The 13,883-nt window shown below is 40.1% G+C and carries 8 protein-coding genes; 3 read left to right on the top strand and 5 right to left on the bottom strand.

Annotation, left to right across the window (positions count from 1 at the left end; translation table 11 throughout):
- The first annotated feature begins 51 nt into the window (after positions 1-51).
- Positions 52-4,326, top strand: coding sequence for a carbamoyl-phosphate synthase (glutamine-hydrolyzing) large subunit (carB, locus tag UABAM_RS17555; RefSeq protein ID WP_151969314.1), 4,275 nt, complete (start codon positions 52-54; stop codon positions 4,324-4,326).
- Between the two features lie 283 nt (positions 4,327-4,609).
- Here carB and UABAM_RS17560 read toward each other — a convergent pair whose 3' ends face one another.
- The 3 genes from UABAM_RS17560 to fumC form a co-directional block, all read right to left on the bottom strand.
- A complete protein-coding gene (locus UABAM_RS17560; protein ID WP_173013391.1) occupies positions 4,610-5,401 on the bottom strand; it encodes a nitroreductase family protein in 792 nt (263 codons plus the stop codon).
- A 26-nt stretch (positions 5,402-5,427) separates the two neighbouring features.
- On the bottom strand, positions 5,428-7,062 hold the full coding sequence (locus tag UABAM_RS17565) for an FHA domain-containing serine/threonine-protein kinase (protein WP_151969316.1): 1,635 nt from the start codon (positions 7,060-7,062) through the stop codon (positions 5,428-5,430).
- Positions 7,063-7,574: 512 nt separating this feature from the next.
- Positions 7,575-8,966 carry a class II fumarate hydratase gene (gene fumC, locus UABAM_RS17570; RefSeq protein WP_151969317.1) on the bottom strand — a complete coding sequence of 464 codons (1,392 nt, stop codon included), beginning with the start codon at positions 8,964-8,966 and terminating at the stop codon, positions 7,575-7,577.
- 140 nt (positions 8,967-9,106) lie between these two features.
- On the opposite strand from fumC, the gene UABAM_RS17575 reads away from it, so the two are divergent.
- Positions 9,107-10,966 carry a leucine-rich repeat domain-containing protein gene (locus UABAM_RS17575; RefSeq protein WP_151969318.1) on the top strand — a complete coding sequence of 620 codons (1,860 nt, stop codon included), beginning with the start codon at positions 9,107-9,109 and terminating at the stop codon, positions 10,964-10,966.
- A gap of 70 nt (positions 10,967-11,036) precedes the next feature.
- Positions 11,037-11,798 (top strand): SDR family NAD(P)-dependent oxidoreductase, encoded by a 762-nt coding sequence (locus UABAM_RS17580; protein ID WP_151969319.1) that lies wholly within the window; start codon positions 11,037-11,039, stop codon positions 11,796-11,798.
- Between the two features lies 1 nt (position 11,799).
- On the opposite strand, the gene UABAM_RS17585 is transcribed toward UABAM_RS17580, so the two are convergent.
- Together UABAM_RS17585 and UABAM_RS17590 are read right to left on the bottom strand one after the other, a co-directional pair.
- Complete coding sequence (locus UABAM_RS17585; RefSeq protein ID WP_173013392.1) at positions 11,800-12,924, bottom strand: glycosyltransferase; 1,125 nt, start codon at positions 12,922-12,924, stop codon at positions 11,800-11,802.
- Positions 12,921-13,793: a hypothetical protein gene (locus tag UABAM_RS17590; protein ID WP_151969321.1), complete on the bottom strand. Its 873-nt coding sequence runs from the start codon at positions 13,791-13,793 to the stop codon at positions 12,921-12,923. Before UABAM_RS17590 ends, UABAM_RS17585 begins: the two co-directional genes overlap by 4 nt.
- Positions 13,794-13,883: the final 90 nt, after the last annotated feature.

The following is a 13,883-nucleotide window of genomic DNA, read 5'->3' on the forward strand; positions in this document are numbered from 1 at the left end:
ATTGTTTGTTATATAAACCTCAAAAAACTGTTTTTTCTAGGATAAGGCAAAATGGCAAAATTAATTTTACAAGATGGAAGTTGCTTTACGGGAGAGTTGTTTGGGGCACGGAAGTCTGTAGCTGGTGAAGTGGTTTTCAACACGGGAATGGTCGGGTATCCCGAGTCGCTGACAGACCCTTCGTATTGCGGACAAATTCTAGTGTTGACATACCCTCTCATCGGTAACTATGGTGTTCCAGGCGACACAGTCGATGAGTGGGGGTTGTTGCAGCATTTTGAGTCTCAAAAAGTACAGATTTCGGCACTTGTTGTTGCTGGTTACTCTGAAGAACACAGTCATTGGAATTCGCAAAGGTCTTTGGCTAAGTGGTTGGAAGAGAACGATATACCTGGTATTTATGGTGTCGATACACGCCTTTTGACAAAGAAATTGCGCAACCAAGGGACTATGTTGGGAAAAGTAGTTGTTGATGACAACGACACTTCCTTCGTCAATCCAAATATCCAAAACCTAGTGGCGAAGGTCTCGACTCCAGAAGTAAAAACATTTGGTAGTGGAGACACCAAAATTATTGCCATCGATTGCGGTATCAAAAGCAATATTATTCGTTACTTTCTAAAGCAAGGTGTATGTGTAAAACTTGTACCATGGGACTATGATTTTCTACAAGAAGATTATGATGGGATTTTTGTAAGCAATGGTCCTGGAAACCCTGAAAATTGTGTCACAACGATTGAAAATCTCCGTTGCGCTTTGCAACAATCTAAGCCCATCTTAGGGATTTGTTTGGGGAGTCAACTACTGGCCCTCGCAGCAGGTGGGAGTACCGAAAAACTCAAGTATGGACATCGTGGGCAAAATCAGCCGTGCATACACATTCCTACAGGTCATTGCTATATCACTCCACAAAACCACGGCTACTTTGTCTCGTGCATTCCCGAAGGCTGGTCTGAATTTTTTGTCAATGCCAATGACAACACCAATGAAGGTCTGATTCATAACGAAAAGCCGTTTTTGGCGGTACAATTTCACCCCGAAGCAAAAGGTGGTCCGACAGATACGGAGTTTATTTTCGACATGTTTTTGCGCAAACTGCGCAACGAAGAGCCTTTAGAGGTTGCATGTTTACCACAGCCATCGCGTCCTGATGTTAAAAAAGTTTTGGTGATTGGTTCCGGAGGTCTTTCCATTGGCCAAGCAGGTGAATTTGATTATTCCGGATCTCAAGCGATTAAAGCCCTGAAAGAAGAAGGTCTCTATACGATTCTTGTCAACCCAAATATTGCTACTATTCAGACGTCAAAAGGACTGGCTGACAAAGTATATTTCTATCCGATTACCTGTGAATTTATCATACAGATTATCGAACGCGAGCGCCCCGACGGTATTTTGTTGACGTTTGGCGGACAAACAGCGCTAAACTGTGGGATTCAGTTGTATGAACAAGGCGTTTTTGAAAAATTTAATGTGCAGGTTCTGGGGACTTCTATCGAGACAATCATTGCCACCGAAGACCGCGATTTGTTTGCTAAAAAGCTTGAACAAATTGATGTGAATATTGCGCAGAGTACCGCGGTAAACTCCGTGGAGGAAGCTATTCGTGCCGCCAATGATATTGGTTATCCGGTTATTGTGCGCGCCGCGTATGCGCTAGGAGGTTTGGGATCTGGTTTTGCACAAAATGATCGCGAGTTAGAAGAACTTGCCAAGGTGGCATTTTCGATGACAAGCCAAGTGCTCGTGGAAAGATCGATGCAAGGTTGGAAAGAGATCGAATACGAAGTTGTTCGCGATGCCTATGATAATTGTATTACTGTTTGTAATATGGAAAACTTTGACCCACTGGGAATTCATACCGGCGACTCGATCGTTGTGGCACCTTCGCAGACGTTGTCGAATGATGAATACCACAAATTGCGTGCTATTTCTCTGAAAGTGATTCGTCATTTAGGGGTTGTTGGTGAGTGTAATATTCAATTTGCTCTCGATTCTCACTCCGAAAATTACTGTGTTATCGAAGTGAATGCGCGTTTGTCGCGCAGTAGTGCTCTTGCTTCTAAAGCGACGGGATACCCTCTTGCATTTGTTGCCGCGAAGTTAGCGTTGGGAAAAAGTTTGGTGGAAATTAAAAATTCCATTACCCAAGAGACCGCCGCGTGTTTTGAGCCAAGTCTTGACTATGTTGTGGTGAAGTTTCCCAAATGGGATTTGACAAAGTTCCACCAAGTGTCGAATAAAATAGGCAGTGCCATGAAAAGCGTTGGTGAAGTTATGGCCATTGGACGTAATTTTGAAGAGGCCATACAAAAAGCTATTCGCATGGTAGAATCTCAACCATATGGGCTTCGAATAAAAGAATTTCTCGATATCGAGCAAGAGCTACAGCAACCTTCTGAACATCGTATTTTTGCCATTGCCACCGCTCTTTATGACAATAAGGGAATTGAATATGTTTATGAAAAAACCAAAATAGATCGTTGGTTTTTGAGCAAATTACAAAACATTATCGATTTTGAAAAACATCTTCGCGAGCTAGAGTGGATGAATATCGACCAAGCAACATTACTTCGTGCCAAGCAGCTCGGTTTTTCCGACGTGCGGTTGTCGCAAATTTTTGACATTAGTAGTAAAGAAGTTCGTCGCTTGCGCAAAGCCAACGGTATTATCCCTGTTGTTAAACAAATTGATACCCTGGCCGCCGAATATCCTGCAAAAACAAATTATTTATTCATGACATACAATGGCCTAGAAAATGATACACCGGTGAGTAGTAAAGGTATTATTGTTCTAGGAAGTGGAACGTATCGCATTGGAAGTAGTGTTGAGTTCGACTGGTGCGCTGTAAGTTGTATTCGTACCTTAAGAAAACATGGATATAAAAATGTTATGATCAATTACAATCCCGAAACGGTGAGTACCGATTATGACGAGTGCGATCGCTTATATTTTGAGGAATTGTCATTAGAACGGGTGTTGGATATATACGAGCGTGAGTGCGCTGCGGGTATCATTCTTTCGGTGGGGGGACAAATTCCCAACAACCTTGCTATACCACTTTTTAATGAAAATGTCAAAGTTCTTGGCACACATCCTCGGCAAATCGATCAGGCGGAAAATCGTTATAAATTTTCGCAATTGCTTGATTCTCTGAGTGTTGACCAACCGCAATGGAAAGAACTTTCGAGTATTTCTGATGCACAAGAGTTTGGTGAAAGCGTTGGTTATCCCGTTCTTGTTCGCCCATCGTATGTGTTAAGTGGTTCGGCAATGAACGTTGCTTACAATTCAAAAGATTTAGAAGGTTATTTACAAAAAGCCACCATGGTATCTGCGGACCATCCTGTGGTTGTGTCTAAATTTATATCGGACGCCAAGGAAATTGAAATGGACGCTGTGGCAAATAAAGGTGAACTTGTCGCCTATGCCATTTCTGAGCATATAGAAAATGCCGGAGTGCACTCCGGCGACGCCACGCTCGTTCTTCCGGCACAAAATTTATATATAGAAACGATACGTCGTATTCGCGACATAACGAGAAAAATTGCACGTCATTTAAATATATCGGGGCCATTTAATATCCAGTACTTAGCAAAAGATAATTCCATTAAGGTGATCGAGTGCAATTTGCGATCTTCACGTACTTTTCCTTTTGTGTCAAAAACCCTTGGGGTTAATTTTATCGATTTAGCCACGCGTGTTATGTTGGGAGAAAAGGTAGAGAAGGTATCTCTGCCCATTTTTGATTTAGACTATGTGTGTATCAAGGCACCACAATTTTCTTTTACAAGGTTACATGGTGCCGACCCTATTTTGGGTGTGGAAATGGCGTCCACTGGTGAAGTCGCTTGCTTTGGAGAAAATCGCTATGAAGCTTTTCTTAAGGCACTGTTGTCCACTGGTTTTCGCATTCCCAAAAAGAATATTTTATTATCTACAGGGCCAATGGTACAAAAGTTAGAGTTTTTGGATAGTGCGCGCAAATTGCAAAAAATGGGATTTAAGTTGTTTGCCTCGGCAGGTACAGCAAAGTTTTTAAGTAAAGAAGGAATCGAGACCTCTATGCTGCATTGGCCTCTTGAAAGAGATAAACAACCCAACATTCATGATTATCTCACACAGGGAAAAATTGATTTAGTGATTAATATACCAAAGAGCAATGAGAGATCTGAACTCACAAATGGATATTTGATTCGGCGTACCTCTGTTGACTTTTCTGTGTCGCTTATTACCAATATAAAATGTGCGAAATTATTTGTCGAATCACTGTGGCATGATAAGAACTGGCCTGTGAAAAGTTGGGATGAGTATATTGATCGAAGATGAAAATGCAAACGGGAACGGGCTCGGGCTCAGAAGCGGGCAAGTTGATTTAGTTGTAAAAAAAAATATATTTTTTTATGCCGGTATGAAAAGTGTGTGTGTATTAAGCTATGTAACCAACGTTAACATGTAGACCCATAGAGGAGTTATTATTGCTCCTCTAATTTTTTTTGATGGTTTGTTGGCAAGTCATCAAAAAAGAAATCCTAAAATAACTATCGTTTGTATCCTGCGGTGGAAAAGGCGGCAACTGCCGCCTTTATTCTTTTACGAAGTAAATAAAATTCTAACCGAGTGGAAAGCCGCGTTCCTGCAAAATTTGTAAAAGTTGTGCACGACTTTTTAGGGGATCTTGTGTGGCAACACGTCGCGCGCAATGTTCAACCCATCCATATTTGTCTTTGGCAACTTCACGCAGTTCTTCGATATCTTTTTTGGGAAACTCTCTGTTATTGTACAATCCTGAATGTGCCATTTGTTCATCGTATTCCTCGATCGCATTTTCTACGCAACTTTTATCATACGTATCTTCGAGTAAAATACCTGAAATAGGCAAACGTGGTTTGGGAGGGTTTACTTTACGAGGGTGTCCGATGCACAATCCGAAAAGAGGCACTACCAATTGTGGAAGTTGTAAAACTTCACATACCTGATCGACATGATTGCGAATGCCACCAATCATGCAAATACCATATCCTAAGCTTTCTGCAGCTATTGCTGCCGTTTGTCCGGCAATTGCCGTGTCTATACTCGCCATTAAGAAACCTTCTAGCAGGTTTTTCTGGTGATATTTGTAACCGGCTTTGTGCGCGATAAAGTCCATTTTGTATAAATCGACACAAACGACGTAGAAAAGGCTTGCCTTACAAATGAACCACTGCTCTCCACTAAGTTCAGCAAGTTTCTTTCTATTTTCTGTATCTTTCACTGATATAAAACAGTATGTCTGGAGATTGAAGGATGTAGACGCTCTCTGCGCAGCGCCGACAATTTTTTGTTCATGTTCTCGTGGAATTTGTTTTGTGGTGTCAAATGAACGCACGGAACTTCTATTTTGTAAACGTTCGAAAATATCCATGGGTAATTCCATAACTAATGATAGGTCTACTGCTGTGAAAGTTTTTGTTCAAATTGTTCTATGGTTTTTTTGAGTTTATCTATGGAAGATTGCAGTTCTTGTATATCTTGTGACTTGAGAGGTTTTTCGTCTTTGGTAGATAACGATGAGATAGGTGACTCTTTTCTCTCTTGCGTGGCAATGGTTGATTCCCACATACTATTGTCAATTTGCGAGTAAGTAAGGCCTATTTTTTGTGCTTCTTTTTGCGAAGCGGAGATAGGTGTCACGACGCGATTGACCACTTGCGAATTTTTTCCTTCGATTTCAATAACCATTTCTTTGGTATCTTGTATTTCCGAGCGTGGTATGTAGTGAAATATGTAGTCGGAAATCTTGATGGTCTCATGTCCCACAAGTTGCATCTTTTGTTCGTATCCGAGTTCGATGTTTCCCACCTTGATTTTGTTTACTTCACTGAGATTTTTGATTTTTACCGTTTCGCTTATTTCAATAACTGCCTGAGAGCGTGAAATAGAGGGGTCGGGAATTACGATTTGGTTGTTAAAAGTACGTCCAATAAAGTTTTTACTTTGCGTTAGTGGGAACACTAACTTCTTTTTATCGGCAATGAGAGATAGGTATGGATAGTCGTTAACAGCGGTGTTGCCACCAAGATACTTCATTATGTCTCTGTAGATTTCTTCGAAACTTTGGTAGCGTTTTTCCGGATCTTTTTCCAGGCACTTTAAGCAAATTTTTTGTAACTTTTCGTTGATACTTTCGGTATCAGAGAATTCTATTTTACCTTCGACGACATGTTCGGCTACTTCACGAGCTGTCTCTCCAGGATTGGCAACTCTTCCGGTAAAAACTTCAAAAAATACCGCTCCAAAAGCATATATGTCATGCATTTTTGGCGTGCCTTCACCACAAAATTTTTCTGGTGGCATATAGCCATATGTACCTGACAATCCACTGTGTTTACTCTGATCAAAGTAGTCAATTGCCAAACCAAAATCGACGAGTTTCGCACAACTATTGCTGAGGGAAACTAGTATATTTTTGGGTTTGATATCTTGGTGATAGATTTCGCGTTTGTGCATATAGCACAATGCATCTACAAGATCAACGATGTGCGAACATAAAATGCGTTGCCATTGTTTTGATTGTTTACTTTCCTTCAGTGTGGCCGCATATTCACAAATGTTTGGCCCGTTGATGAACTCCATAACGATACAGGAACTATCATTGCTTTTGAGAACATCGTGTACTTGAACTATGTTGGGATGGTTACACTGTGCCAAGGTACGCGCTTCGTTTTCAAAAGCAATTGTTTCGGTGTTTTTGTCAAAACGAACGGTTTTTATAGCGATTTGTCTACTGAGTTTCGTATCAAAGCCTTTATAAACGCGTCCGAAACCACCGCTACCAATTTCTTCGATAACTTCGTAACGATCCGCATCTAAACACTTAAACTCTTCTTGGGATGTTGGTTTACTTTTACGGCCCGTAGACTTCGGTGACCGAGTATCTATTACGGTACTATCGGTGACTTTCGAACCAGAAATATGCCGTAGCTTATCCAACGTTTCGTTTTGTGCACCATTTTCTTTTTGTTGTAGACTCGTTTTTATACGACTACTAAATGAGTCTTTGTTTTTATTTTCAGGATTCGTCATAAAACACCACAGAACGATTAGGATGATTGGTTTGTGTATGCATTTAACGGATTTTATAATCGTTGTTTTGAATTGTAGTTATGGTTCGGTTTGGCTTTTGGTTCAGTCACTTTTATTCTATTAATATGTATATATCCGTTAACATGTACTCTCTATATCATAACATATATCAAAATAGAATTCTAGAGGCATGCTAGTTTTATGTAAATCCTTATGGTGTTATCCCTACAAAAACACATGGCTGTCAAGCTAAGATATAAGCCTCTTATTGTGTCATCCCTGCAAAAGCAGGGATCCAGCGTTTACAAGTTAACTTTATATTGCTGGTTTCCCGCTTACGCGGGAATGACACGGATTTGTCAGTCTTTATTACGAAAGTTTCACTCTTAGCTTGACACATATGCGCTTACGCGGGAATGACATGGATTTGTGGATCTTTATTAAAAAAGCTTTCACGCTTAGCTTGACACATGCGCTTACGCAGGAATGACATGTATTTGTAACCACGCGAACTATTCTTTTGGAGAAGTCATTTCGTGTGGTTTCACATATTCTTCGAATTGTTCTGCGGTAAGTAATTCGAGTTTGATGGCGGCTTCTTTTAGCGTACTATTGTCGTTGAAAGCTGTTTTGGCTATCTTGGCAGCATTCTCATAGCCTATATGAGGATTAAGAGCCGTTACCAACATCAGGGAATCGTTTAAGTTACGATCTAAGTTTTCTTTGACAGGTTCGATACCTACGGCGCAATTGTCACAGAAGGAAACCATTGCGTCACTCAAAAGACGTGTTGACTGTAACAGGTTGTAGATGATGACCGGCTTAAATACATTTAGCTCGAAATTCCCTTGGCTGGCAGCAAAACCGATCGTGGCGTCGTTGCCGAATACTTGACAAGCGACCATAGTGATGGCTTCTGCTTGTGTCGGGTTTACTTTTCCGGGCATAATGGAGCTTCCTGGCTCATTGGCAGGAATGGCGATTTCTCCGATACCGCAGCGTGGGCCACTTGCCAACCAACGCACATCGTTGGCAATCTTCATTAAGTTAGCTGCCAGTGCTTTTTGCGCACCACTGACATAAGTAATGGCATCGTGACTAGTGAGCGCCTGAAATTTATTTGGTGCAGAATTAAATTTCTTTCCGGTCACATTGCTAATTTCTTCGGCAACCATTTCACTTAGTTTGGGGTGGGCATTTAAACCTGTTCCTACGGCGGTACCACCAATGGCAAGGTCGCGAATATGTTCCAAACTTTCCTTTACCTGACGCATGTTTGTGTCAAGCATGGCGACATAGCCACTAAACTCTTGTCCTAGTGTTAGAGGTGTGGCGTCTTGTAAGTGCGTACGACCAATTTTGACAATGTCAGAAAATTCTTCTACTTTTTTTTGTAAAACGTCACGCAGTTTTTGGATAGAAGGAAGTAAACGATCTTCAATGTCTATTACTGCGGCAACGTGCATTGCTGTTGGGAAAGTATCATTGGAGCTTTGCGACATGTTGACGTGATCGTTAGGGTGAATGGTTTTTACTTTGGTGTAGTCCTCACCTAAGACTTGGATCGCGCGATTGGCGATCACTTCGTTCATGTTCATGTTTGTTTGTGTACCACTTCCTGTCTGCCACACAGATAGTGGGAATTCATTCGGGTATTTATCGGCAAGAATGTCATCGCAAGCCTGAGTAATCGCATTCTTCTTGCCCTCATCTAGTTTACCTAACTTGCAATTGACGACAGCTAGAGATCTTTTGAGAATTGCGAATGCCTTGATGAGTTCTTGTGGCATTTTTTCAGTACCAATTTTGAAGTTTTTCAAACTTCTTTGGGTTTGTGCCGCCCACAGTGAACTTGCAGGTACTTGCATTTCACCCATTGTATCTTTTTCAATACGGTATTCCATAATTCATCCTCGAAAAAAATGTAACAATACAGTTTGTCTCATTGTAAAATATAAAAATGAGATTGCAAGCGGTGAGTAAAAATCCACGTGGCAGCGTTTTTGTGAAACTGTGAGACAACGTATAATACAAAGGAAAAATTTTGAAAAAAATAGCGCGACAATCACTGACAAATATTGAGAATAACTGCGAATATCGCGGTTGTACTTTTTATTTAGATAGCGATTATGCTCCCTATTCGGTGTGCAATTCTATCTTTGAAAATTGTAGTTTCCGAAATTGCGCCCATTTTGAAAATCTAGAAGGATGTGCGTTTCGCAATTGTGGATTTTCCGTACCTTTTCGTTTGTCTTTATCAGGTACAATACCTGATTACATTACATCACTAGATGACCTTTGCTATCTTGAGTTAGAAAAAATAAGTAAACGCGCTGACTTTCATCATATTGCGGAGTTAAAGAATCTGGAATTCTTTCGTTTAAGACATACTTGGGTCAACGACGAACTCAAATACCTGAAAAACCTGACCCATCTCAAGGCCATTTATTTATGGGATGTCGATGTCGATGGTCGTATTTTGGAAAATATTTACCACCTAAATAATATACAAGAAATTCAGCTGCGTTTAATGGAATTTGATAAAAGAGAGCTTCAATATCTGCGATACTTTAAGCGTTTGATCTCGTTAGGTTTTTATAATTCTTCCATAAATGATGATGACATGCAATATCTAAGTGTACTTAAAGGTTTAAGGGTAATCGACTTAAATCGAAATCCTATTAGCAGTGGTGTTAAGTATCTTCGAGAACTTACATCTTTAGAAGACGTTAGTTTGAGTAACACACAGGTTACGGATGAAGATCTAAGGTATTTTGCGGCTTTCCCACGATTAAAGGCACTACGTTTACGTTATACAAAAGTAAGTGATCGTGGTTTTGAGTACTTACGAGAAAATAAAGAAATTGAAGAGCTGGAACTCGAGGGGGCAAAAATAACAAGCCTTGGATTTTGCGAAAAACTTTCGAAGTTAAAGAAATTGGGGATATATAATACGGCGGTTAAGCCACAAGAATTTCACTATCTTAAATCGTGTACTTACTTACGAGAAGTTCATGTATCGTGTGATATAAATGATGATACTCTCACACATTTACAAAATCTTTCGTATCTTCGCGACTTAAATTTAAGCGAGTCTTGCGTAAGTGATGACGGTTTGAATATTTTACGTAAATTTCGCCACCTGGAAGAACTCGATCTTTCCTCTACGGACATAAATGGTAGTTGCTTAAGGTATATGAGTCAATTAACTAATCTACAAGTATTGAACTTAAGCCGGACACAAGTGAATGGCCATGCTTTTGTGTATTTAGAATCTTTGTCCAAATTGACAGAGTTGTACTTAGACAACACAAAAGTAGACGATGAAGGAGTAAATTATCTCTCATATTTTCCCAATTTAAGTATTGTTTTCTTGGATCATACAAGTATTAGCGACAAAGGAATGAGTGTATTTCAAAGCCTGGCAAAAATTTCATGTCTTAGGCTGGTAAAAACCGCAATTAGTGACACAGCATTGAAAAACTTAAGGTACCTACAAGAACTTTGTTACTTAGATTTAAGTGGCACAGAGATAAGTGATAAGGGAATCGAGGTTTTAAAGCCTCTGGCAAAACTTCACTATCTTTTGTTGTGTAACACCAATATCAGTAACATAGGTGTTCGGTATCTAAGTGACTTCCCCAATTTAAAAGAAATTGTTTTGAACAACACACGTATAACAGATGACGGTTTGCAGTATTTAAAATTTCATGATAAACTTCGTTCATTAGAACTCAACGATACCAATATAACCATTCGCGGATTACAATATTTAAAGTCGTTGCCTTTACTGAAAGAAATTGCAGTAAATGGCACGAACATTCGCGAAGAAGAAATAGAAATATTCCAACGCGAATGCCCACATATAGAATTGAAACCTCGTTATTTGTGTTGCGAAATGTAGGGGCGTACCTAGTGTCCGCCCGTCCCTCAAATACAGGTATATAAGCGCTTTTCACAAGATAGGATAATGTATGACATTTATATCACAAGACACCCAGGTATTTATCCAAGGCGCAGGTCGCGGTATTGGACTTGCTTTTGTCGAAGAGTTACTCGCAAATTCGCAAGGAAAAATTCATGCGAGTTATCGTTCCGAAGAAAGTAAAAATAATTTACAGGCGATGCAAAATTCTCACAACGAACGCCTGCGTATTTATCATTTAGATGTGACCGATGAAAAATCTGTGCGTAGTTGTTCCGACGATTTAGCGAAACATACAAGTGAGTTGCATTTACTGGTCAATTGTTCTGGTATTTTACACGACAGCGAAATGCAACCGGAGAAAAAGCTTGAGGACATCAACATGGATTTTGTGTTCAAGGGCTTTGCGGTGAATACATTTTCCATAATGCTGATGGCAAAACATTTTCATCGGTTTTTTCACCACCGAAGCCATGCGGTATGGGCAAATATTTCCGCACGTGTGGGAAGTATTGAAGACAATCGACTTGGCGGCTGGTATACGTATCGCGCTTCGAAGGCAGCGCAAAATATGATTACAAAAAACATGGCTTTGGAATTTAAACGCATCGCCAAAACCACTGTATGTGTAGCTCTTCACCCTGGAACGGTCGCTACACAACTCTCCGAACCCTTTGTACGCAATAGTACAAAACGCACTGTGTTTCCACCACAAAAGTGTGCACAACAATTGTTAGACGTGATTTATGGATTAACACTGGAGGATTCAGCGAAATTTTTCGCGTGGGATGGGAGTGCTATTTTGTGGTAAGTTAGTTTTTGTAGGACCTATCTTTCCAAGTGGCACGGACGCCAAAGGTATACTTTCGTGCAGAATCTAAAGTCATTAGCATGTAAAGAACGCCAATAAAAGGAAATAACAGAGCATACACTAGATTCACATTGTAAAAGCGAATCGCTGGTAAATAGGTGATCATCATTGTGATGTATGCAGAGCTGCCTAAAAGGACAAAAGGGTTGTGGGATGTAAAGATGCCCGTCATCATTGTGTAAACGGGGATCATAAATAGAACTACTAAGCCAAACGTGCACATTAATAAACGCATGTAGGAATATTTTAGTTCGGTAAATGCTGATCGCGCGACCATGGCCCACAGTCCTTCTAGACCAATATAACTACGAATGCTGCGGATATTTTTATCTAGCCACAGTGATATGTTGTATCCTGATGACTTTACTTTTTTGGCAAGAGCCACATCGTCAATCAATTCACCATGAATCGCGCGAATCCCTCCAATGTTTTGGAGTACATCTTTTTTTATTAATACACAGCCTCCTGCGGCTGCGGCCACTTTGCGCTTTTTGCTGCGAATGGCCCTAAATGGATATAAAATTTTGAAAAAATACACGAACGCGGGAACGAGAAGCTTTTCCCAAAAAGATTTCGTGGACAAAGAAACCATCACCGATACCAAATCATATTCTTGGTGTACGGCTAAACTAACGATTTGCGAAAGAGAGTGCTCGTTATGTGCAATATCTGCATCGGAGAGCAGAATCCATTCGCCTGTTGCATTCGCTATACCTTGTTCCAATGCCCACATTTTTCCTGCCCAACCTTCGGGAACCTCTTTTCCCGATACAATTACATGTGGTTTATGCAATTGCTTTTCTGCGATAGTGCGCGTAGCATCTGTTGAACAGTCATCTACTAAGATAATTTCGTAATTATCATAGTCCAAATTTGTTAATGTCTGTAAAGTTGTTTCTAGTATTTGTTCTTCGTTGCGGCAAGGAATTACAATACTAACTTTGGGCGCATTCTTTAGCGGTTGTTTTTCAGGCAACGATTCACTAAATAAATGCGGTTGATCAGGGTGCAGTAGCAATAAAGTCCATAGTAGCAGTGATAAAACACACAAGTAAGTTAATATCAATGAAATTCCTTTATCGAACTTGTATTTTCGAAGTTCTCAATTTCTTGGTGTAAAATCGACGCTTGCTCGTAATCTTCCGAAAACAAACTATGAAAAAAACGATAGTATAGTTTTGGGAGACCTTGCCCCAACCATTCTTTGCTCTCTTTGTTCAACGAAAAGAACACGTCTCCGCTATAGCAGCAAGGGTAGTCTGTTTTTAGAGACAGAAATAGCGCATCTAGTCCCTCGATTGCTTTTTGGGCTTCCAGACCGTTTTTTCCGGTTAACACGTCGGTGAGCTTGTTTAAATCTAAAATCGAAATTTGATCTTGATAGTTACGAATTTCGTTTTTGTAGTACTCGACGCTACCATTTTTTTCTTTTGTCGCACGTGCAAGTAAACAAATAACTTGTGCAATACGAAACAACGTTACATAGTAAGTACTATAAGGGTAACGACTGTAATGACGAAATATCTCATTTGACATCGACTCTAGTATTCGCAAATAAACAGCTTCGTAGTAGCGCATTAAGTAACGAGTGCTCATTTGTTCATGCATTGCTTCAGCAAGCTTGTTATTCACCTCGTCAAAGTACACAACCACTAAATCGCGAAATTCTTGTTGTGCAAAATCACGTAACTGCTGAATCGACATCTCTTTGTTGAGTGTTTTGGTTTTTACATAAGACGGAATAAATATATCGGGAACAATCAATCTTCCATAGACGACAGCATCTGCTAAGTCTTCTTTTAATTTTGTTCCGTTTATATCTATAATCGAATGCGCAAACTTTTGTGGCTCACGGCTAACTTCAATGGCGATTACAGCACGCCCGCGCAAGTTGTCCACATCTCCATATTGTATAGGTAAATAAGGTTTTTCCATTGGAATCTCCTTAATTTTTAAACTAAGTGATCGTTTGCGGTGTTAAATCTCATGAAATTTAGAATGTGGAATGTCTCCACATTCTTATGC

Source organism: Candidatus Uabimicrobium amorphum, assembly GCF_009002475.1.
Lineage (GTDB): Bacteria > Planctomycetota > Uabimicrobiia > Uabimicrobiales > Uabimicrobiaceae > Uabimicrobium > Uabimicrobium amorphum.

Coding starts and splice junctions, on each gene's coding strand:
- carB (WP_151969314.1), top strand. CDS start 52: ATGGCAAAATTAATTTTACAAGATGGAAGTTGCTTTACGGGAGAGTTG.
- UABAM_RS17560 (WP_173013391.1), bottom strand. CDS start 5,401: ATGGATATTTTCGAACGTTTACAAAATAGAAGTTCCGTGCGTTCATTT.
- UABAM_RS17565 (WP_151969316.1), bottom strand. CDS start 7,062: ATGACGAATCCTGAAAATAAAAACAAAGACTCATTTAGTAGTCGTATA.
- fumC (WP_151969317.1), bottom strand. CDS start 8,966: ATGGAATACCGTATTGAAAAAGATACAATGGGTGAAATGCAAGTACCT.
- UABAM_RS17580 (WP_151969319.1), top strand. CDS start 11,037: ATGACATTTATATCACAAGACACCCAGGTATTTATCCAAGGCGCAGGT.
- UABAM_RS17590 (WP_151969321.1), bottom strand. CDS start 13,793: ATGGAAAAACCTTATTTACCTATACAATATGGAGATGTGGACAACTTG.